At 51.1% G+C, this 21,647-nt stretch carries 16 protein-coding genes; 9 read left to right on the top strand and 7 right to left on the bottom strand.

Going from position 1 to position 21,647, the window contains the following annotated elements:
• Nucleotides 1–9: 9 nt before the first annotated feature.
• The 4 genes from hslV to priA all read right to left on the bottom strand — a co-directional run bounded on the left by hslV (nt 10) and on the right by priA (nt 4,715).
• On the bottom strand, nt 10–534 hold the full coding sequence (gene hslV / locus D515_RS00970; protein WP_002535260.1) for an ATP-dependent protease subunit HslV: 525 nt from the start codon (nt 532–534) through the stop codon (nt 10–12).
• A gap of 148 nt (nt 535–682) precedes the next feature.
• Entirely contained in the window at nt 683–1,249 is a 567-nt protein-coding gene (locus D515_RS00965; protein ID WP_002535259.1) for an SPOR domain-containing protein, read from the bottom strand.
• Nucleotides 1,250–1,330: 81 nt separating this feature from the next.
• Nucleotides 1,331–2,359: a DNA-binding transcriptional regulator CytR gene (gene cytR / locus D515_RS00960; RefSeq protein ID WP_255350073.1), complete on the bottom strand. Its 1,029-nt coding sequence runs from the start codon at nt 2,357–2,359 to the stop codon at nt 1,331–1,333.
• A 160-nt stretch (nt 2,360–2,519) separates the two neighbouring features.
• Nucleotides 2,520–4,715 carry a primosomal protein N' gene (gene priA, locus D515_RS00955; RefSeq protein ID WP_002535256.1) on the bottom strand — a complete coding sequence of 732 codons (2,196 nt, stop codon included), beginning with the start codon at nt 4,713–4,715 and terminating at the stop codon, nt 2,520–2,522.
• A 248-nt stretch (nt 4,716–4,963) separates the two neighbouring features.
• Between priA and rpmE the strand changes: the two genes are divergently transcribed.
• Together rpmE and D515_RS00945 are read left to right on the top strand one after the other, a co-directional pair.
• Nucleotides 4,964–5,176 carry a 50S ribosomal protein L31 gene (gene rpmE, locus D515_RS00950; RefSeq protein ID WP_002535255.1) on the top strand — a complete coding sequence of 71 codons (213 nt, stop codon included), beginning with the start codon at nt 4,964–4,966 and terminating at the stop codon, nt 5,174–5,176.
• 458 nt (nt 5,177–5,634) lie between these two features.
• Nucleotides 5,635–6,891 carry a malic enzyme-like NAD(P)-binding protein gene (locus tag D515_RS00945; RefSeq protein ID WP_002535254.1) on the top strand — a complete coding sequence of 419 codons (1,257 nt, stop codon included), beginning with the start codon at nt 5,635–5,637 and terminating at the stop codon, nt 6,889–6,891.
• A gap of 76 nt (nt 6,892–6,967) precedes the next feature.
• Here D515_RS00945 and metJ read toward each other — a convergent pair whose 3' ends face one another.
• Nucleotides 6,968–7,285, bottom strand: coding sequence for a met regulon transcriptional regulator MetJ (gene metJ, locus D515_RS00940; protein ID WP_002535253.1), 318 nt, complete (start codon nt 7,283–7,285; stop codon nt 6,968–6,970).
• A gap of 240 nt (nt 7,286–7,525) precedes the next feature.
• Between metJ and D515_RS00935 the strand changes: the two genes are divergently transcribed.
• The 3 genes from D515_RS00935 to metF all read left to right on the top strand — a co-directional run bounded on the left by D515_RS00935 (nt 7,526) and on the right by metF (nt 12,540).
• Nucleotides 7,526–8,689: an O-succinylhomoserine (thiol)-lyase gene (locus tag D515_RS00935; protein ID WP_002535252.1), complete on the top strand. Its 1,164-nt coding sequence runs from the start codon at nt 7,526–7,528 to the stop codon at nt 8,687–8,689.
• Nucleotides 8,689–11,133, top strand: coding sequence for a bifunctional aspartate kinase/homoserine dehydrogenase II (locus D515_RS00930; RefSeq protein ID WP_002535251.1), 2,445 nt, complete (start codon nt 8,689–8,691; stop codon nt 11,131–11,133). Before D515_RS00935 ends, D515_RS00930 begins: the two co-directional genes overlap by 1 nt.
• 516 nt (nt 11,134–11,649) lie before the next feature.
• Nucleotides 11,650–12,540, top strand: coding sequence for a methylenetetrahydrofolate reductase (gene metF, locus D515_RS00925; protein ID WP_002535250.1), 891 nt, complete (start codon nt 11,650–11,652; stop codon nt 12,538–12,540).
• Nucleotides 12,541–12,610: 70 nt separating this feature from the next.
• Here metF and D515_RS00920 read toward each other — a convergent pair whose 3' ends face one another.
• On the bottom strand, nt 12,611–13,183 hold the full coding sequence (locus tag D515_RS00920; RefSeq protein WP_002535249.1) for a PadR family transcriptional regulator: 573 nt from the start codon (nt 13,181–13,183) through the stop codon (nt 12,611–12,613).
• Between the two features lie 352 nt (nt 13,184–13,535).
• On the bottom strand, nt 13,536–16,166 hold the full coding sequence (gene ppc, locus D515_RS00915; protein WP_039849433.1) for a phosphoenolpyruvate carboxylase: 2,631 nt from the start codon (nt 16,164–16,166) through the stop codon (nt 13,536–13,538).
• A gap of 478 nt (nt 16,167–16,644) precedes the next feature.
• Here ppc and argC point away from each other — a divergent pair, with 478 nt between their 5' ends.
• The 4 genes from argC to argH all read left to right on the top strand — a co-directional run bounded on the left by argC (nt 16,645) and on the right by argH (nt 21,641).
• Nucleotides 16,645–17,652: an N-acetyl-gamma-glutamyl-phosphate reductase gene (gene argC, locus D515_RS00910; protein ID WP_002535247.1), complete on the top strand. Its 1,008-nt coding sequence runs from the start codon at nt 16,645–16,647 to the stop codon at nt 17,650–17,652.
• Nucleotides 17,653–17,662: 10 nt separating this feature from the next.
• Entirely contained in the window at nt 17,663–18,442 is a 780-nt protein-coding gene (gene argB, locus D515_RS00905; protein WP_002535246.1) for an acetylglutamate kinase, read from the top strand.
• Between the two features lie 69 nt (nt 18,443–18,511).
• The gene (locus D515_RS00900) at nt 18,512–19,723 is read left to right on the top strand and encodes an argininosuccinate synthase (protein ID WP_002535244.1); all 1,212 of its coding nucleotides are present in this window, start codon (nt 18,512–18,514) and stop codon (nt 19,721–19,723) included.
• 40 nt (nt 19,724–19,763) lie between these two features.
• Complete coding sequence (gene argH, locus D515_RS00895; RefSeq protein WP_002535243.1) at nt 19,764–21,641, top strand: argininosuccinate lyase; 1,878 nt, start codon at nt 19,764–19,766, stop codon at nt 21,639–21,641.
• Nucleotides 21,642–21,647 lie beyond the last annotated feature (6 nt).

Below are 21,647 nucleotides of genomic sequence, written 5' to 3'. Positions count from 1 at the left end.
GATCCTGTCTTAATAATCGAGTTCTTCAACGGTGTGGTGCTGGTTGGTGAACACACAGATGTCACCCGCGATGGTCAGCGACTTTTCAGCGATTTCGCGTGCATCCAGCTCAGTATTTTCAAGCAGTGCAGTGGCTGCTGCCTGTGCGAAGTTGCCGCCTGAACCAATCGCAATCAGATCGTGTTCTGGCTGAACTACATCACCGTTACCTGTGATGATCAGCGACGCTGTTTCGTCTGCCACTGCCAGCAAGGCCTCAAGGCGACGCAGTGCGCGGTCAGTACGCCAGTCTTTAGCCAGCTCTACTGCCGCTTTGGTCAGATGACCCTGATGCATTTCCAGTTTGCGTTCGAAGCGTTCGAACAGGGTGAATGCGTCGGCTGTACCACCGGCAAAACCTGCCAGTACCTTGTTGTTGTATAAACGGCGAACTTTACGGGCATTGCCCTTCATGACCGTATTACCCAGTGACACCTGGCCATCACCGGCGATCACTACTTTGCCGTTGCGGCGAACAGAAACGATAGTTGTCACGGAAGAACCTCTACTTTTCTCTCTGGTTATTACCAGTATGGGTTGTTACTGCAGAGGTGGGGACGGGGATAAATAAATTCAAGGGTAAAGCCATCGAGATTATGGCTTTACCCTTCAAGTGTTCAGAATCAGTTCAGCTGGCGGGAGATCAGTTCCAGTACCAGATAGCACAAGGCTCGATGCCTGCTCGGCGAAGCAGGTTGCGATCGCGCTCTGCTTCACGCTTCATTGGGTAAGGACCAAGTACCACACGGTACCAGAGGCCTTTTTCACCCTGACTGGTTTTGATATGGCTTTCGAGACCCTGAAACGCAATCATGGCTTTGCGCTCGTCAGCTTGACTGGCACTGCGGTAAGCGCCGCACTGCATCAAATAAGGTCGGCTGGAAAGTTCTGGCTCGCTGGCCTCGACTTTCACTTCTTTGTTTTCCAGCTCTTCAATGTAGCTCCATTTCTCCTCAGGTTTAGGCGGGATCACTTTCTCGTCTTTCTTCTGAGGTTTAACGGCTGGCTTCACCGGTTTGGTTTCAACAACAGGCTCTGCGGGTGGTTCACTGGTGGAAAGGTAATAGAGACCATAGCCAAAGCCTGCCACCAAGATCAGAGCGAGAAAAGCCCATTTGAAAGGAAAAGCAGGTTTAGGAGGCTGCTTCTTGGTGTTTCGGGTTGGTTTACGTGGTGCTTTGCCACGCTTGACATAATCTCTGGTTGCCACTGATTTTCGTGTCTTTTCTGCTCAATAAAGGCTATATGGTACTGGCTCGCGAACTTGCGCGCCAGTACCAGTCTGACCAGATTAGCGTGATGGTGGTGCCACACTCTCGCGGATAACGAGTTGGGCATCAAGAAGGCGTGAACCTGCTTGCACATCATTGCCTTTGAGGATTTTCAGCAGCATTAACATCGCCTGACGGCCAATGTCGTAGCGTGGCTGGGAAACCGTGGTCAGGGCAGGGTCGCAGTATTCTGCGAACTGGATGTCATCGAAGCCGACAATCGAAATGTCATGCGGCACGCGGAAACCCAGTCGTTTTGCTTGCTGCATAGCACCAATCGCCATCACATCAGAGTGACAGAATACCGCGGTCGGTGGGGTTGGCAGCGAAAGCAAGGTGGTCATTGCACGTGCGCCTGCAGCAAAGGTGAAATCACCGGTCACTGTGTATGCAGGGTTGATGGTCACGCCACCACGGCGCAGCGCCTGTTGATAGCCCTGCACGCGGAACTGGGTGAGCGCAGCATCAGGATCGCCGGTGATCTGCGCGATCTGCTTGTGGCCTACCTGAGTCAGGTAGTTCACGGCTTCAAACGCTGCAGTCAGGTTATCGATGTGAACGGTAGGCAGTTCCAGTTCAGGTGCGTATTCACAGGCCATGACAAGTGGAGGCAGGTTTTTCTGCTCCGGTTTGCTGACGTCAAAAGGAAGATCAGTACCTAAAAGTAGCATGCCGTCAGCTTGCTTGGTGAAGACCAGATTAACGAACGAGCTTTCACGGCTTTCCTGTTGGCCACTGTCACCCAGCAGCACGAGATAGCCGTGCTCCATCGCCGCTTCTTCGATACCGCGGATGATCTCTGTAAAGTAGGGATCACAGATGTCAGGCACGATAGCCACGATGGTTTTTGATTCATTGCGACGTAAGTTTCTTGCCAGCGAGTTGGGGCTGTAGCCCGCTTCCATTACCGCTTGCTCAACTTTCTTTCGGGTAGACGCCGAGACTTTTTCCGGGTTCATCAGCGCGCGAGAAACCGTCGCCGTAGAGACGCCGGCCAGATGGGCAACATCCTTCATTGTCGCCATAGTGTAATTCCTCTTTCTCGTTATGATTGGCGATGCTTCCCAGATGACCGGGACCTTCAGCAACGGGACAATTTTTGTCCACACGCCCTATCTTAATCCTATGGAGATGTATTAAACATGGTCATGTTAACAGTAATTGCAAGAATACCGTGATCTCGGTCGGTTTAAGTGAATGAAATTGCATTCAGCTCATATCTTGCGGTTCGATATCTAGTGACCAGCGGACTTTTTTAGACAGCGGCAACTGGCGTATCGCCGGGAGCGCCATGGTTAATCTTTGCTGCAAAATCCTGCGGTTAGGCGCTTGGAAAACCAGCTGCCAGCGAAAACGTCCCGCCCGGCGGTGCAATGGCGCTGGCGCTGGCCCCATGACTGCGCATTCATCTTCCTGGATTGGTGATGCATCAAGCACTGTTCTCGCCTGATGCAGAAACTGCTCCACCTCTCCACTATGGTGTGATTCGGCGCGAAGCAGGGCGAAGTAGCTGTAAGGTGGCAGATGCGCCATTTTCCGCTCATTTAATGCCTCGGCAGCAAAGCTGTCGTAGCCTTTGTGGATGAGTGACTGCAATAGTGCATGTTCGGGGTGGTGGGTTTGTAGCAAAACATAGCCGGGCTTGCTGGCGCGCCCGGCACGTCCTGCTACCTGAACAAACAGCTGCGCCAAACGTTCCGGCGCACGGAAATCGTTGCTGAACAGGGCGCTGTCTACATCCACCAAAGCCACCAAAGTGACATCAGGAAAGTGATGGCCTTTCGCCAGCATCTGGGTACCAATCAGGATTTGGTACTCCTTGTTGTGAATGGCATTTAGATAGGCTTCAAGCGCACCTTTACGACGTGTGTTATCACGGTCTATTCGGATGGTTTTGAATTCCGGAAACAGGGCTTCCAACTGGGCTTCCAGTTGCTCGGTGCCCACGCCAACGCTGATCAATTGTGTTGAGCCGCAGCTTCCACATTGGTGCGGAATAGGGCGTTGCGATCCGCAATGGTGACAGCGAAGTTCATTGCTGCTCTGGTGTAGGGTGTAATAGGCGTCACAGCGTTTACATTCCGCCAGCCAGCCACATTCATGGCACATCAATGCGGGGGCATAACCACGGCGGTTCAGGAACAGCATCACCTGATTGCCTTGAGAAAGGTGCTTTCTCATCTCGGCAATCAAAGGCGCTGAAAGTCCTGCTTCTAAATAAAGGCCGCGAATATCCAACACCCCGTTTTGGGTTTTCAGTGCATTTCCCGCGCGCACGGATAAAGTCAGATGGTGGTATTTACCGGTTTTGGCGTTGTGCAAGCTTTCAAGGCAAGGTGTGGCGGAGCCGAGCACAACAGGCACATTCTCTTCATGCCCACGCATGACTGCCAGATCGCGGGCGTGATAACGGAAAGAGTCCTGCTGTTTATAAGAGGCATCATGCTCTTCATCGACAACGATAATGCCAAGTGATTTGCAAGGCGAGAACAGGGCAGAACGGGTTCCGATAATAATGGCTGCTTCATTGTCTCTGGCTGCCAGCCAGGCGTTGAGGCGCTCGGTATCATTGAGCCCGGAATGCATCACCACCACGGGAACATTGAAGCGGCGCTTGAAACGGTTGATGGTTTGCGGCGTTAAGCCAATTTCGGGTACCAGAATGAGTGCTTGCTGACCGCGTTTTAGCACAGGCTCCAAAAGGTTCAGGTAGACCTCTGTTTTCCCGGAGCCGGTGACGCCCTCTATTAAATAGCAGGCAAATTCCGGATTGGCGTTAATAGTGGCAACCGCCATCGCCTGCTCGCTGTTGAGTCTTGGTTTGTCTTCCACTACTTCATAGCTTTGTTGCCACGGCTTGGCACGCTGCTCTTTCACCGCTTCAATCCAGCCTTTTTCTTCCACCGCTTTGAGAATGGTGGCGCTTAAGTCTTCTTCCAGCAGATCGCTGTGCGTCATCGCGCCTTGGCGTAATAAGGTGAGAACGCGCGCCTGTTTAGGCGCACGGGTGAGGGCTGACAATGGCTGCTCTTTCCCGGCTTCGGTCAGTTGCCAGCACTTTTCACGGTCTTTGACTGCTGGTTTGCCTTTCCGCAGCGCGCCCGGCATGACAGTCGCCAGTGCATCACCTAATGGATACTGGTAGTAGCGGCTTGCCCAGTTCAATACCTTATATAAAGAGGGCGTCCATAGCGGGGCGCTATCCAAAACCGCATTGATGGGTTTGATTTGCTCGAGCGGAAATTCAGAGGTGTCGGTCAATGCGACGACAATACCCACTTTATATTGCTTACCAAACGGGACACGCACGCGACCACCCACAACCGGCATTTCATTATCAATGCGATAGTCGAAAGTTTTATGAAGCGGAACGGGCAGCGCCACCTGAGCAATCGTCGGGGTCATGGTGTGATAAGGTCTTGGAATTCAAATAAGGTTGGCGACAGTGTACCCATGCTGCTGGCGGGCGAAAAGCACAGGGTGAAGATTCTTTGGCACTGCCCATTGAAAGTACATGGAAATGAATTGAACAAAAAAGTTGCGATCGCAGGTCACCTTGATTAGAATCCGCGCCTTACAAACAGTTTGTTAACGACGTGTGGTGCCCGATAGGCTCGGGAGAGCGACACGGCCTTAGATAAGAGGTAACCCCTATGAAAGCTGGTATCCATCCAGAATACGCTGCAGTAACTGCAAAATGTTCATGTGGCAACACTTTTGAATTCAAAACGACTCTGGGTAAAGACATCAACCTGGACGTATGTGACAAGTGTCACCCATTCTACACCGGTACTCAGCGTGTAGTTGACACTGGTGGTCGTGTTGACCGCTTCAAGAAACGTTTCGGCGTTCTTAGCAGCAAGTAATTGCGAATTTAATAAAAAAGGGTGCGTAAGCACCCTTTTTTTGTTGCCTGATACAGCTTGTAAGACCTTTTACACCCTTCAGTATAGGTAGACTATTACAGTTTATCCAAGCGAGTTTTGCCAACTTGGTTCAATCCTTACTAGCTCTGGCTTTCGCGCTGCGTTAACATTTTAAATTCCTTTATCTTCCGCCCAATGACCTGAAAGTGTCATAAGAAATGACGACACTTGTCTTTTATTTGAGTCCGCTAAACTCAATAGAGGAATAAGTCGTTGCCTGTGTGGAGATACAGGCAATGAGCGGGAAGATGCAACCCGGATAAACATGGGAATGCGCAAATTCCGCCACTTGCTGATTGCAATGCCCAGCTTGCGGGAAGGCAGTCAGCAAGATAATGGGGCAGGCAGAGGGCCCCTTATTATATTTAGCCAATAACAATTACAGTCAGGAACAATACATGTCTGAAGACAAACGCCAACAGGCGCTGGATTATCATGAATTTCCAGTGCCGGGCAAAATCTCCGTAGAACTCTCCAAACCCGCTGATACGGTAGAAGATCTGGCGCTGGCGTACAGCCCAGGTGTTGCTGAACCCGTCCGCGAAATCGCACAAGATGCCGACAACGTTTATAAATACACTGCAAAGGGCAACATGGTTGCAGTGATCTCAAACGGCACCGCGATCCTCGGTCTGGGCAACCTTGGCCCGCTGGCTTCCAAGCCGGTGATGGAAGGTAAAGCACTGCTGTTCAAACGCTTCGCTGGTCTCGATTCTATCGACATCGAAGTGAAACACCGCACTATCGAAGAGTTCGTCGATACGGTCGCGAACATCTCCGACACCTTCGGTGGTATCAACCTGGAAGACATCAAAGCACCAGACTGCTTTGAGATTGAAAAGCAGCTCATCGAGCGTTGCCATGTGCCGGTTTTCCACGATGACCAACACGGTACCGCGATCGTGACTGCCGCAGGTATGTTGAATGCGCTTGAGCTTCAGGGCAAAGACATCAAAGAGTCAGTCATCATCTGTCTGGGTGCAGGTGCTGCTGCAGTGGCGTGTATGGAACTGCTCATCAAGTGCGGTGCGCAGCGTGAGAAAATCTACATGCTGGACCGCAAAGGCGTGATTCACACTCGTCGTGATGACATCAATGAATACAAGCAACTGTTTGCCAACAACACGGACAAGCGCACGCTGGAAGACGTGATTGAAGGCGCAGACATTTTCCTTGGTGTATCCGGCCCGGATCTATTGCCACCTGAAGCGCTGAAGCTGATGGCGGACAAGCCAATCGTGTTTGCGTGTTCAAACCCTGACCCTGAAATCAAACCGGAGCTGGCACACGAAGTGCGTGATGACCTCATCATGGGTACCGGTCGTTCCGATTACCCTAACCAGGTAAACAATGTGCTTTGTTTCCCATTCATTTTCCGTGGCGCACTGGATGTTCGTGCCAGCCGTATCAACGATGAAATGAAACTGGCTGCGGTAGAAGCTATTCGTGCATTGGCGAAGGAGCCGGTACCGGAAGGCGTATTGAAAGCAGCACGTGTCGATAAGCTGGAGTTTGGTAAGGAATACATCATTCCAAAACCAATGGATCCGCGCCTGCTGCCGCGTGTAGCAAAAGCCGTTGCTCAAGCCGCGGTAGATTCAGGTGTCTCGCGTATTGAAATGCCGGAAAACTACATGGCAGATAAAGAAGTGTAATGACGGCTTTACACTCATAAAAAACCAGCCAATCGGCTGGTTTTTTTGTTTGAATCTTTTCGAGAAGTTAACGAAATCAATACTCTTCTTCGTTAAACTCAATGCCCAATTCCTTCATAATGCGCTTAACTTCAGCTGGCACACTATCGCTTTTATCCTTGCGAATATCGTCGTCCGTTGGCAGTGGCTGTCCGGTGTAGGCATGCAGAAATGCTTCACAAAGCAATTCACTGTTGGTGGCATGGCGTAGATTGTTGACCTGGCGACGGGTACGTTCGTCTGTCAGGATTTTAAGCACTTTCAGAGGGATAGAAACGGTGATTTTCTTGACCTGCTCTTTCTTTTTACCGTGCTCGGCGTAAGGGTTAATATATTCGCCATTCCAGTCTGCCATTGTTCACCTTCTGTAGCAGTTTAGGGTCTAAAATCGCTGCCAACACGGGAAACAAGGTGCCCAAGTTGGATGAAACATAAATTCTAGCGATATTAACTGCTATATGTAAAGACATATAGACGTCTAGAAGTGTTGACGTCTCACGTTTGAAAAGGGTAAGGTTGACGAAATACCAATCAGGTCACGTTTTGATCTAAGATTGCGCCGAATACGATCTATCTTTTGACAGGGAAGCACGCCATGAGCGACAAGAAGTCCGCAACCATCGCCGTTCGCACCGGTATCACCACAGATTCACAACACCACGCCGTTGTGCCTCCACTGTATCTTTCGACCAATTACGAATTTCCTGAGTTTGGCGAAGTGCCAACTTATGACTACGCCCGTGGTGGCAACCCAACCCGCTCTTTGCTGGAAAAAGCATTGGCCGATCTGGAAAACGGCTCAGGCGCTGTGGTCACTAACTGCGGCATGGCAGCCATTAACCTGCTGCTGTCACTGGTTTCGCCGGATGACCTGATTATCGCCCCGCACGATTGCTACGGCGGTACCTACCGTTTGTTCGATTCGCGTGCAAAGAAAGGCGCTTTCAAGGTGGAATTTGTAGACCAAACCGACGCAGCTGCACTGGACGCTGCGTTGGCGAGGAGCCCCAAGTTGGTGTGGTTGGAAACGCCGTCCAACCCACTGCTGCGCGTGGTGGATATTGCAGCCATCTGCGAGAAAGCCAAAGCTGTGGGTGCTTGGGTAGGGGTTGATAACACCTTCCTGTCCCCCGCTTTGCAGCAGCCACTAAACTTAGGCGCAGATTTTGTTGTTCACTCGACCACCAAATTTATCAACGGTCACTCAGACACCGTCGGTGGTGTTGTCGTGGCGAAAGAAGCCGAGCTTTATGAAGAGCTCAAATGGTGGGGTAACTGCATTGGGGCTACCGGTAACGCATTTGATAGCTACATGACACTACGTGGTCTTCGCACTCTGAACGCAAGAATGCGCCAGCATGAGGAAAACAGTGCAGAAGTACTGGAATACCTCAAGCAGGAATCTCTGGTGAGCACTATCTACCATCCGGCGCTGCCAACGCACCCGGGTCATGAGATTGCGAAGAAACAACAATCAGGTTTTGGCGGAATGTTGAGCTTTGAGCTTAAAGGCGATGAAAGTGAGCTGAAACTTTTCCTATCCTCCCTTAAGCTGTTCACTTTGGCGGAATCATTGGGTGGTGTGGAAAGTCTGGTGACCCATCCAGGCTCAATGACGCACCGCGCCATGTCGGACGAAGCGCAGGCAGAAGCGGGCCTGGCAGCCACACTGCTTCGCTTGTCTGTCGGTCTGGAAGATAAAGCCGACTTGGTTGCCGACCTGAAACAAGCATTCGATAGAGTAAGAGAGAGCCAGTAATGAGCGCGGTTGAAGTTGTATCACCCCAGCAGTCGCAAGCCCGACAGTTACATAAGTTCGGTGGCAGCAGCCTTGCCGATCCTGATTGTTTCCGCCGTGTCACACGCATTCTGGCACAATACAGCAGTGAAACAGACATTATTGTCGTTTCTGCAGCCGGCAAGACTACGAACCGCCTGATTGAATGGCTTGATTTGCTAACGAAAGATGGCCGTCTGGCGCACGAAGCGTTGCAGGGCCTACGCAAATACCAGCAGGATTTGATTGAGAACCTGATTGAAGGTGAACAGAAACAACTGCTGGTGGACGAACTCTACGAAGATTTCAGCACGCTGGCACAAGCCGGTGAGCAGCCATTGACCCAAGCGCAACGAGCATGGGCACAAGGCTTTGGCGAGGTGTGGTCAGCGCGTTTACTGTCTGCATTGCTGACCCAACTTGAGCTACCAGCCGTGAAGCTTGACTCCCGCTCTTTCCTGCGTGCGGAACGTGGCGCACAGCCAGAGGTGGATCGCGCAAGCTCGTGGCCGCTTCTAAAAGAACAACTGGTTCAGCACACCAAACGTCGCATTGTGATCACTGGATTCATGGCACGTAACACTGAAGGTGAAACCGTGCTGCTGGGGCGTAATGGTTCCGATTACTCAGCAACCATTATCGGTGCACTGGCAGATGTTAGCCGCGTGACCATCTGGAGTGATGTGGCGGGTGTGTACAGTGCGGACCCGCGTATTGTCGGTGATGCCTGCCTGCTACCACTGCTGCGTCTTGATGAAGCAGCTGAACTCGCGCGCCTAGCAGCACCTGTGCTTCATACCCGCACGCTTCAGCCAGTAGCACAAAGCTGTATCGACCTGAATCTGCGTTGCAGCTATGACCCAGAGTCAGGTTCAACACGCATTGAACGCGTTCTGGCGTCTGGTCGCGGTGCGAAAATCATTACCTCATTGAGTGATGTCTGCTTGCTTGAACTGGATGTACCGCGTTCGCACGACTTTGATACCGCGCGACGTGATATCGAACGACTGCTGACCCGAAATCAAATTCAGCCGCTGGCGTCATCATTCAGTGCCGACCAACACCGTATCCAACTCGCTTACACTGGCGAAGTGGTGAACAGCGTGTTGGAGCAACTGCAAAACGCCGGCATTCCTGCCGATATCCGTCTCCGTGAAGGCTACAGCATGGTCGCAGCGGTGGGCGCAGGTGTCACGGCGAACCCTGTGCATTGCCACGGCTTCTATCAACAGCTTCGCAGCCAACCGATTGAGTTTATCTGCGAATCTGGTAGTGGCCTCAGTATCGCGGCAATCTTGCGTAAAGCGAACACTTCGGCGTTGGTGTCAGATATTCACCGCGCACTTTTCCAGGCGCAGCGTCGTATTGGTTTGGTGTTGCTGGGTAAAGGCAATATCGGTAGCCGTTGGCTGAACCTGTTTGCGGAGCAAAAAGCGGCACTCGAAAAACGGCATGGCATGAGCTTTGAGCTGATTTCGGTGCAAGACAGTGATAACCAGTGGGTCGACTTCGATGGTATTGATGCAGATAGCGTCATGACTCGTTTTGATGAAGTCGCCAAACCCTATGAAGGGAGCGATTGGCTGACGGCACTGCTCAATCATCCTTACGATGATATTGTCGTGCTGGACGTGACCGCCAGTGCACCGCTTTCGATGCAATATCCTGATCTGGCCGAGCATGGCTATCACCTAATCTCTGCCAATAAGGTGGCAGGCTCTGCGAGTGGCGAGCTGTATCATCAGGTTCAGGATGCGTTCGCAAAAACCGGTCGTTTCTGGCTTTACAACGCGACAGTCGGTGCAGGCCTTCCCGTGAACCATGCCGTGCGTGATTTGCGCGAAAGCGGCGACCAAATTATTGCGATTTCAGGCATCTTCTCTGGAACCTTGTCTTGGCTGTTCCAGCAATTCAACGGTGACATCAAGTTCAGCGAGCTTTTGGAACAGGCGTGGCAACAAGGTCTGACCGAACCTGACCCACGTGAAGATCTCAGTGGCTCAGACGTGATGCGTAAGCTGGTGATTCTGGCGCGCGAGTCCGGTCTGGATATTGAACCGGAGCAGGTGCAGGTGCAATCTTTGGTACCTGAGGCACTTTCTGCGCTGTCGCTCGATGCATTTCTGGATAACAGCAGTCAGCTTGATGAAGCGCTTGAAGATTGGCTTGAGCAGGCGAAAAAAGAGCAGGGCGTTCTTCGCTATGTAGCAAGACTTTCACGAGATGGAAAAGCGCGTGTTGGTATTGAAGTGTTGTCTGAAGAGCATCCACTCGCCAACCTGCTGCCTTGCGACAACATCTTCGCGATTGAAAGTCAGTGGTACCGCGAGAACCCTTTGGTTATCCGCGGCCCAGGTGCAGGACGTGATGTGACAGCAGGCGCTTTGCTGTCTGACTTGAATCGCATCGCATCTTTACTGAAATAGCCATAAATCGGCTGGAAAAAGCGGAGCTTAGCCTCCGCTTTTTTGTACCCTAAGTCTCAGGGGCTGTTGACCTTTGGTGGTTAAATTTTGTTCTGGCTCTAAGCGTTTTGGGCGCGGCGAGGTGTGTGCCGCCTAGTTATTCTAAGCAAATACACCTCAACAAAGCATAAAACGCTTAGAGCAGAACCCTTCGGGCAGCGTTTGTGGGAGAGTTTCTGCTGCGTTATCGGCTTCTCATGTAGGCTAGCTACACATCGAAGCCTCCGCCTTGCATAAACCCCCCACAAACTGCTGCAAAAATCATCACCAAAGGTCAACAGCCCCTATGGTAAAGCGCGCACGCTCATTTTTGAGTGCTGTGCTTGAGAGACTTACATGATCATCATGAATAAAATTCAAGTTAAGTAAGTTGACTTTAAATTGCCCGCAATTCAATATCTAGACATATAGACGTCTATATGGATGTCGGCTTTAAAGGATTTTTTCGGTCGGATGTTGCCGAAGTAGGGAGACGCTATGGGATACTCACATGCCAGTCATCTGGATGCACTTAATCAAAACCTTTCTGATTTGAACGGCGACATTAACGTTTCGTTTGAGTTCTTCCCACCCAGCTCTGAAGCCATGGAGCAAACGCTTTGGGCTTCGGTACAACGCCTGAAAACCCTGAAACCTAAATTTGTTTCCGTGACTTACGGTGCAAACTCCGGTGAGCGTGACCGTACCCACGGTATCGTGAAGAGCATCAAGCAGGAGACAGGTATTGAAGCTGCGCCTCACCTGACCTGTATCGATGCGAGCCGCGATGAGCTACGTGAGATTGCACGCGACTACTGGAACAGCGGTATCCGCCATATTGTTGCCCTGCGTGGTGACCTGCCAGAGAAAAGCCAGAAACCGGATATGTACGCAGCGGACCTGGTTGAGCTTTTGAAAGGTGAAGCTGATTTCGATATCTCCGTTGCGGCTTACCCGGAAGTTCACCCAGAAGCGAAAAGTGCGCAAGCTGACCTGATCAACCTTAAGCGTAAAGTCGATGCTGGCGCAAACCGCGCTATCACACAGTTCTTCTTTGATGTTGAAAGCTACCTGCGTTTTCGTGACCGCTGCGCTGCGGCAGGTATTGATGTTGAAATCATCCCGGGGATCTTGCCTGTATCAAACTTCAAGCAGGCTTCGAAGTTTGCCAACATGACCAATGTGCGCATTCCAGCTTGGATGTACAAGCAGTATGAAGGTCTGGAAGATGATGCGGTAACCCGTCAGATGGTCGGTGCGAGTAACGCTATTGATATGGTGCGCGTGTTAAGTCGTGAAGGCGTGAAAGACTTCCACTTCTATACGCTAAACCGTGCTGAGTTGACCTATGCGCTTTGCCACACATTGGGTGTGCGTCCTACTGCGTAGAATGAAAAGTCCACAAGCCAAAAACAAAAAACCGTCGCAAAGCGACGGTTTTGTCTTTTCTGGAAAGTCCTTACTGGGCAACGACTTTCTTACTCATTGACATGGTTTCCATGGCATTGAGTTCAAACAGGACTTCTTCTGCCCACGTTAACCATGCTTCTTTGCGAAGAATGTTGCGGCGCAGTGTCAGTCGCTCCAAACGGCCTTCTCGGGTCAGCAGTGCAGAGTCAGCGTACTGGCTTCGCTCTATGTCCCTGTATTGGCTTAGCTGCAAGCGGCTCTCGTCCATCAATGCATGCATATGTTCGATCATTGGTGCTGGGTCGAAAATGCTGCAGGTCAGTAGTTTTGCAGATACTTCATCGCGGTCGGTTGGGTGTTTTGCAGGCATCAAGAACCACTCATAAAGGCTCTGTCTACCAATGTCCGTGATGGAGTAGACCTTTCTGTCAGGTTTGCCATCCTGTGGTTCTAAACGACAACTCACTGCGCCCATATCGGCCAGTTTATTGAGTTCGCGATAGACTTGTTGGTGGCTGGCTTTCCAGAAGTGCCCGATAGCGTTAGAAAACTCTTTGGTTATATCATAACCAGTTGCATCGCGGTGGCTAAGCACCGTGAGAATTACGTGCGGTAGTGACATCTCTTCTATCCAAAATCTTAAAAGGCGATCCTTAGCCCTGGGATGCCGCTCTTTGGCGAATTTATTTTTTCCACAACACTGGGCGGATCGACACGTTTTTCGTTGCCGTCCATACATAGCTTCTTGCCAACAATGCACCAAAAAATCGTGGTGCGAAAAGCGCTGTACAGTGACACTTAAACGGTTATTTATACTTCGGTGTTTTGCCTATACCTTTGTCACGATAACGTCACGAACAGGCAAGAAAACATATTAATAACATTATCAACGCAACAACAATCGAAAAAGGCTCCCCAAAAATAAAAAAGGCTGCAACATGGCAGCCTTTCTTAATTTTGAATCAATTTCTCATTTATCCGGTGTTGCGCATACCTGCGGCTATGCCGGCGATGGTCACCATCAGTGCTTCATCAAGCTCAGTGTTCTCTTCGTCTGTCGCACGCGTACGGCATAAAAGCTCTGCCTGAAGCATGTTCAGTGGCTCAACATAGATATTACGCAGACGGATAGATTCCGCGCCCCAAGGGTTTTGCTCCATCAGGTGATCGCTGTTTTCTACCATCAGCACGGCTTTGATGTCCTGCGCCAATCGGTCTCGCAGTTCATCACCCAGTCGCCATAGTGATTCATCCACCAGTTTCTCGTCATAGTATTGAGAAATCGAAGGGCTGGTCTTGGTGAAGACCATTTCCAGCATACCCAGGCGGGTAGAGAAGAACGGCCATTCGCGACACATCTCTTCAAGATTCTTCAGGTGGCCATTGTCGATGGAGAATTGAATCGCCTGACCTGCGCCCAACCATGCTGGCAGCAGCAGACGGTTCTGACTCCATGCGAAAATCCATGGGATAGCGCGAAGGCTTTCTACGCCACCATTCGGGTTACGTTTCGACGGACGCGAGCCCAATGGCAGTTTGCCCAGTTCCAACTCTGGTGTTGTCGCTCGGAAATAAGGAACAAAGTCTTCGTGACCACGAACGACACCGCGATAAGCCTCACAGGAAACTTCACTCAGCGTTTCCATCAGGTCGCGCCATTCCTGCTTAGGTGCTGGTGGTGGCAACAGGTTCGCTTCCAAAATGGCGCTGGCGTAAAGATTCAGGCTCTGAATCGCTACATCTGGTAGACCCAGTTTGAAGCGGATCATCTCGCCCTGCTCGGTCACTCGCAGACCGCCTTTCAGACTACGAGGAGGCTGGGACAGCAGTGCAGCGTGCGCAGGTGCACCACCGCGACCAATAGAACCACCACGGCCGTGGAACAGCACCAGATCGACACCAGCGTCTTCACACAGCTCAACCAGTTGTTCCATGGCTTTATACTGAGCCCAGCCCGCTGCCATCACACCCGCATCTTTGGCGGAGTCTGAGTAGCCAATCATGACCATCTGGAAGTTTTGAATAAAGCCGCGGTACCAGTCGATGCTCAGCAGTTGGCTGATCACAGACTTGGCATTGTTGAGGTCTTCCAGGGTTTCAAACAGCGGACACACGTCCATGCGGAACGGGCAGCCTGCCTCTTTTAGAAGAAGGTGAACCGCCAGCACGTCAGACGCTGTGCGCGCCATTGAAATCACATAGGCGCCCAGTGCTTCACGAGGCTGCTGCGCAACGATACGGCAGGTATCCAACACTTCCTGCACTTCATCAGAAGGCTCCCAATCAAGTGGCAGCAAAGGACGCTTAGAGCTCAGCTCACGGATAAGGAAAGCTTGCTTGTCCTGCTCGCTCCACTGGCTGTAGTCGCCCATGCCCAATGTGCGGGTCACTTCAGACAGCACATTCGCGTGGCGGGTGCTTTCCTGACGGATATCCAGCTTAATGAGGTTAACACCGAAGGTGCGGATACGACGCAGCGTATCAAGCAGCAGACCATCAGCGATGATGCCCATGCCACATTCATGCAGCGACTGGTAGCACGCGTGAAGCGGTGTCCACAGTTGGTCAACGTTGGTCAGAATGTCTTTTTCATCGCTACGGCGGCCATGGATTTGGGCATCCAGGTGATCCAGGGTATTGGTCAGTGTTTGACGCAGTGATTTCAGGATCGCACGGTACGGTTCGTGCTCATCACCTGCCATGGCGCGAACCATGTCATTACAGCGGGTCATCGACAGCTCGCTGATGAGCTCCTGAATGTCGCCGAGATAAAGGTCAGCCGCTTTCCAGCGGGACAATAGCAGCACTTCACGGGTGACTTCTGATGTCACGAATGGGTTACCGTCGCGGTCACCACCCATCCAGCTCGAGATCTGGATTGGCGATGCTTCAACTGTCAGGCCGCGGCCAAGGTGGCGCTTCATCTTCTGGTCAAACTGACGCAGGAATTCCGGTACCGCTTGCCACAGGCTGTTTTCAATCACGGCATAACCCCATTTGGCTTCATCAAGCGGGGTTGGGCGTTGCTTACGGATAACGTCAGAGTGCCACGCCTGAGCAATCAGTTGCTCAAGGCGAAGTTCTGCTTTATCACGCTCGCTGGAAGAGAGGTCGCCAAGTTCAAGTTTGGACAAACATTTGTTGATTTGAACCAGCTTATGAATGGTAGTACGACGCGCGATTTCCGTCGGGTGTGCTGTCAGCACCAGTTCGATCTTCAGGTCATCAACGGCTTTATCACGCTCACCGTCAGACACATCTGCGTTTTGCAGTCGCATAAACAGATCGTCCAGTGAGTCAGGATTACATACCTGCTCTTCACAGTGGCGGGAAACAGAATGGTACTGTTCAGCGATGTTAGTGAGGTTGAGGAACTGGCTGAATGCGCGCGCTACAGGTAGTAGCTGGTCATTCGGCAGGCTTTGCAGCACATCGATCAGCTTGGCGTGATCGTCTTTATTACCCGCAGAAGCGGATTTAGAGAGCTGACGGATCTCTTCTACTTTGGCCAGCAACTCTTCACCGTGGGCACCTTTAATGGTGTTACCCAGAAGGTGACCGAGCATGCTGACATTGCTCTTTAGAGCGTCATACTTGTCATTCATAGTGCGTCCGTTTCGTAACTTTGTTACATCCAAATTGCAATCGTAATGGCTCAATCTAGCCAATGAGTGGCATAAAGGTCAATCACCCACCGTATTATTTCACTGCATTTTTTTGTCTATCCCTTGAGCAATAAGGCATTGCAGAAGTTGTAACAAAATTACATTTAAAGCACAGGGTTTAGGCAAAAACGCTAGCCTGTCGCAGGTGGGTGACTTTATTTTAAACAGACTGTTGACATTAGTCATTTATCACGCTAAAAAGCACATATAAATTCATTTAAAATGAATAAACAATTATAATTCGCCAAAAAAAGCTCATGGAAGCAGCGAAAAGGTACGATACGAATATGGATAAGTTCTCAAACTCCCTTCTCCAGCGACGACGCCGACGTTAAAAACGTTGGGCGTATCTGCCCCTCCTGCAGCTGAGCGAGCTGAATGTTTCATCATTCTACCCAAAGAAATAAACGGACTTTTCATGTTAAAGACAGTGATTGTCGGTGCAAGTGGATACACAGGTGCCGAGCTGACCAAAATGGTATTTCTCCATCCTGAGCTTGAGCTTTCAGGATTGTATGTCTCTGAAAACAGTGTGGATGCGAACAAATCTATCGGTGACTTGCACGGTGCACTGAAAGGTCTGGTCGACCTTCCACTTCAGCCTCTTAAAGATGTCAGTGCTGTCGCAAAATCTGCGGATGTGGTGTTGCTGGCAACGGCTCATGAAGTCAGTCACAACATTGCACCAACCTTCCTATCTGAAGGCTGTAAAGTGTTTGATTTGTCTGGCGCATTCCGTGTTCAATCTGACAGCTTCTACACCGACTACTACGGCTTTGAGCACCAATATGGCGAGTGGCTGGAAAAAGCGGTTTATGGCTTGGCAGAATGGAACGAGGCTGATATTGCGAAAGCAGATCTCGTCGCCGTTCCAGGTTGTTACCCAACTGCGTCACAGTTGGCGTTGAAACCACTGTTGGATGCTGGACTTATCGACACCCAACAATGGCCGGTGATCAATGCGGTGAGCGGTGTGTCTGGTGCGGGTCGCAAAGCTTCTATGACCAACAGTTTCTGCGAAGTTAGCCTTCATGCTTACGGTGTATTCACACACCGTCACCAACCGGAAATTTCTACTCACTTGGGATGTGATGTGATTTTCACGCCGCACCTTGGCAACTTTAAGCGTGGGATTCTCGCGACCATCACGGCCAAATTGGCAGAAGGCGTCAGTGAAGCGCAGGTAACAGAGGCGCTTGAAAAAGCATACGAAAACAAAACGTTGGTTCGTCCTTTAGGCACGGGTCAAAGTGCCAAACTGCAATCTGTTCAAAACACCGGATTTTGCGATATTGGCTGGTCTGTGAAAGGTCAACACGTGATTCTGACGTCGGCAATCGATAACTTGCTGAAAGGTGCCGCCAGTCAGGCGATGCAGTGCATAAACATTCGCTTTGGATTCTCGCCGCTCACGGCGATTGTGTAGGAGAGTGGCAATGAGTTTACGTCCTTTGGTAGTCAAACTGGGTGGTGCAGCGCTGTCTTGCACAGAGACTTTGGATAAATTATTCGCATCAATCAGCCAGTATCAGGCTTCTGCGAATCGCCAATTGGTGATTGTTCACGGTGGTGGCTACCTCGTTGATGACTTGATGAAATCGCTAAACCTGAAAGTGGAGAAAAAGCAGGGTTTGCGAGTCACTCCAAAAGATCAGATCAATGTGGTCGCGGGTGCACTGGCGGGTACGGCCAACAAACTGCTGCAGGGCGAGGCAATCAAATGTGGCATTAACGCAGTTGGTCTGAGTCTGGCTGACGGCGGTGTATGTAAAGTGACCCAACTTGACCCTGAGCTTGGCAATGTGGGCAAGGCAACACCGGGCGATTCTTCCGTCGTACAAGCGATTTTGTCAGCAGGCGCAGTGCCAATCATCAGCTCTATCGGTATTGATGCCGAAGGTGAACTGATGAACGTGAATGCGGACCAGGCGGCAGTGGCAGTAGCTGCTGCATTGGATGCTGAACTGGTTCTGCTGTCAGACGTGAGTGGCGTACTCAATGGCAAAGGCAAACTCATGCCAACGCTTGATGAGAAATTAGCAGATGAATTAATTGAAAGCGGCGTGATCACTGACGGCATGATCGTCAAAGTGAAAGCGGCGTTTGAAGCGGCAAACGCGTTGGGGCGTCCTATTCAGGTCGCGAGCTGGCGTTATCCCGAGAAGCTCGCTGAGATGTTCGGCGGCAGCAATATCGGCACCCGTTTCACCGTTTAAACAATACAGAATTTATTAGTCGTTACCGCCTGTACTGACCGTCAGAGCGGTGAACATGGAGAAGTTAAAATGAGCGATATCAAAAAGGTAGTACTAGCATACTCTGGCGGTCTGGATACGTCTGCGATCATTCCTTGGCTGAAAGAGAACTATGACTGTGAAGTTGTGGCATTCGTTGCCGATGTGGGCCAGGGTGAAGAAGAGCTGGTTGGTATTGAAGAGAAAGCGATCGCTTCGGGTGCGTCAGCATGTTACATCGCTGACCTGAAAGAAGAAATGGTTGCTGACTACATCTACCCAAGCCTGAAAACCGGTGCAGTTTACGAAGGTAAATATCTGCTGGGTACGTCAATGGCACGTCCAATCATCGCAAAAGCACAAGTGGAATGTGCGCTGGAAGTTGGCGCAGATGCACTGTGTCATGGCTGTACCGGTAAAGGTAATGACCAGGTGCGTTTCGAAAGCGCGTTTGCTGCACTGGCACCGCAACTAAAAGTGATTGCACCTTGGCGTGAGTGGGACCTGCGTTCTCGTGAAGCCCTGCTGGATTACCTGGCAGAGCGCAACATCCCTTGTACTGCAAGCCTTGAGAAAATCTACAGCCGTGATGCAAACGCATGGCACATCTCTACCGAAGGTGGCGTACTGGAAGATACCTGGAACCAGCCAAACGAGCTTTGCTGGGTATGGACTGTGGATCCAGAGCAGGCACCTGATCAGTCTGAAACTGTTTCTCTGTTGATTGAGAAAGGCGAAGTGGTTGCGGTTGACGGTGAGCGCTTGAGCCCATACCAAGTGCTGACCACGCTGAACGAGAAAGGCGCGCGTCATGGTGTAGGCCGTATCGATATCGTTGAAAACCGTCTGGTCGGCATGAAGTCCCGCGGCTGTTATGAAACTCCGGGCGGCACCATCATGATGGAAGCTCTGCGTGGTGTTGAGCAGCTGGTTCTGGACAAAGATTGCTACGAATATCGTGAAGAGATTGGCCTGAAAGCGTCTCACCTTATCTATGATGGCCGTTGGTTCACGCCGCTGTGTAAGTCACTTCTGGCGGCAGCAGAATCACTGGCTGAGCCAGTAAGTGGTGAAGTAGTAGTGAAACTGTACAAAGGACAGGCTACAGTAGTGCAGAAGCGCTCGCTCAACAGCCTGTACTCCGAAGAATTCGCGACTTTCGGTGAAGATGACGTTTACGATCACAGCCATGCTGGTGGCTTTATCCGTCTCTACTCGCTGTCGAGCCGTATTCGTGCGCTGAACGAGAAAAAACAAAAATAAACAGCAGCTGGAAGCAATAGAGTTTTAAGGAGAAGTAAGTATGGCGTTATGGGGCGGAAGGTTTAGTCAGGCAGCAGACACGCGGTTCAAGCAGTTTAATGATTCGTTGCGTTTTGACTATCGCCTCGCGGAGCAGGACATCGTAGGTTCAATTGCCTGGTCAAAGGCACTGCGCTCAGTGGGCGTATTGTCTGAGATTGAGCAGCAACGCCTTGAGCTTGCACTGAATGAAATCAAGCTGGCTGTGATGGAAGATCCAGAGCAGATCCTGCGCTCTGACGCTGAAGACATTCACAGCTGGGTCGAGCAGCAACTGATTGCCAAAGTGGGCGATTTGGGTAAAAAGCTGCACACCGGTCGTTCGCGTAATGATCAGGTGGCGACTGACCTTAAGCTTTGGTGTCGTCAGCAAGGTCAACAGCTTCTCCTTGCACTCGATAAACTGCAAAACCAGATGGTAAAAGTCGCGGCAAAGAACCAGAACACGGTGCTGCCGGGCTACACTCACCTTCAACGTGCCCAGCCAGTGACTTTTGCACACTGGTGTCTGGCTTATGTTGAAATGTTCGAGCGTGACTACTCGCGCCTGAGCGATGCACTGAACCGCTTGGATACCTGCCCATTGGGCTCTGGTGCGCTGGCAGGTACGGCGTATCCGATTGACCGCGAAGCACTGGCACACAGCCTGGGTTTCCGCCGTGCAACCCGCAACAGCCTGGACTCGGTTTCTGACCGTGACCATGTGATGGAGCTGATGTCTGTGGCATCGGTGTCTATGTTGCACCTGTCGCGTATGGCCGAAGATCTTATTTTCTACAACTCTGGCGAGTCCAACTTTGTTGAGCTTGCAGACGCTGTGACATCAGGTTCATCCCTGATGCCACAGAAGAAGAACCCAGATGCGCTTGAGCTTATCCGTGGTAAGACGGGCCGCGTTTATGGCGCCATGTCGGCGATGATGATGACAGTGAAAGCACTGCCGCTTGCTTACAACAAAGACATGCAGGAAGACAAAGAAGGGCTGTTCGATGCGCTCGACACCTGGTTTGACTGTATTGAGATGGCGGCGCTTTGTTTTGATGGCATCAAAATCAACAAAGACCGCACGCTGGAAGCGGCGATGCAAGGTTATTCCAACGCGACTGAGCTTGCGGATTATCTGGTTGCTAAAGGCATTCCTTTCCGTGAAGCGCACCATATCGTGGGTGTCGCTGTGGTCGCCGCCATTGAAAAAGGCTGTGCGCTGGAAGAGCTTTCTCTTGATGACATGAAGCAGTTCTCGCCAGTGATTGACGAGGATGTTTATCCCATCCTCACTATTGAATCCTGTCTTGAGAAGCGTTGTGCGCTGGGTGGTGTGGCGCCGAATCAGGTGGAATACGCCATTAGTCAGGCAGAGAAGCGTTTGGAAAAACGTTACTCGCCAAGCGTGAAAGTACGTGGCGCGCGTCTTACTGACCTCGATGCGATTGAAGGCATGGTGGTTTACTGGGCGGGGCTGGGTGAAAACCTGCCGCGTGAACGTAATGAACTGGTTCGTGATATTGGTTCGTTTGCGGTAGCTGAGCATCAGGGTGAAGTGACAGGTTGTGCATCGCTTTATGTTTATGATTCGGGTCTTGCGGAAGTGCGCTCTTTGGGCGTGGAAGCTGGCTGGCAGAATCAAGGGCAGGGCAGCGCGATTGTTCAACATCTGCTGAAAAAAGCGAGTGGCATGGCCATCAAGAAAGTGTTTGTGCTGACCCGTGTACCAGAGTTCTTTATGCGTCAGGGCTTTATTCCAACGTCTAAATCTTTGCTGCCTGAAAAGGTGATGAAAGATTGCGACCGCTGTCCACGCCTTCATGCGTGTGATGAAGTGGCGCTGGAGTTTACCTTTGATCAGGACAGATTGATTGCTAAAGCCAACGTCGCTTAAACAAGC

The organism is Grimontia indica, from assembly GCF_000333895.2.
Taxonomy (GTDB): domain Bacteria; phylum Pseudomonadota; class Gammaproteobacteria; order Enterobacterales; family Vibrionaceae; genus Enterovibrio; species Enterovibrio indicus.
This window is presented reverse-complemented; position numbering and strand designations above follow the sequence as displayed.

Bases quoted from the DNA above. Each gene is read 5' to 3' on its own strand.
- priA (WP_002535256.1), bottom strand. From the start codon at position 4,715: ATGACCCCGACGATTGCTCAGGTGGCGCTGCCCGTTCCGCTTCATAAA.
- rpmE (WP_002535255.1), top strand. From the start codon at position 4,964: ATGAAAGCTGGTATCCATCCAGAATACGCTGCAGTAACTGCAAAATGT.
- D515_RS00945 (WP_002535254.1), top strand. From the start codon at position 5,635: ATGTCTGAAGACAAACGCCAACAGGCGCTGGATTATCATGAATTTCCA.
- metJ (WP_002535253.1), bottom strand. From the start codon at position 7,285: ATGGCAGACTGGAATGGCGAATATATTAACCCTTACGCCGAGCACGGT.
- D515_RS00935 (WP_002535252.1), top strand. From the start codon at position 7,526: ATGAGCGACAAGAAGTCCGCAACCATCGCCGTTCGCACCGGTATCACC.
- D515_RS00930 (WP_002535251.1), top strand. From the start codon at position 8,689: ATGAGCGCGGTTGAAGTTGTATCACCCCAGCAGTCGCAAGCCCGACAG.
- metF (WP_002535250.1), top strand. From the start codon at position 11,650: ATGGGATACTCACATGCCAGTCATCTGGATGCACTTAATCAAAACCTT.
- D515_RS00920 (WP_002535249.1), bottom strand. From the start codon at position 13,183: ATGTCACTACCGCACGTAATTCTCACGGTGCTTAGCCACCGCGATGCA.
- ppc (WP_039849433.1), bottom strand. From the start codon at position 16,166: ATGAATGACAAGTATGACGCTCTAAAGAGCAATGTCAGCATGCTCGGT.
- argC (WP_002535247.1), top strand. From the start codon at position 16,645: ATGTTAAAGACAGTGATTGTCGGTGCAAGTGGATACACAGGTGCCGAG.
- argB (WP_002535246.1), top strand. From the start codon at position 17,663: ATGAGTTTACGTCCTTTGGTAGTCAAACTGGGTGGTGCAGCGCTGTCT.
- D515_RS00900 (WP_002535244.1), top strand. From the start codon at position 18,512: ATGAGCGATATCAAAAAGGTAGTACTAGCATACTCTGGCGGTCTGGAT.
- argH (WP_002535243.1), top strand. From the start codon at position 19,764: ATGGCGTTATGGGGCGGAAGGTTTAGTCAGGCAGCAGACACGCGGTTC.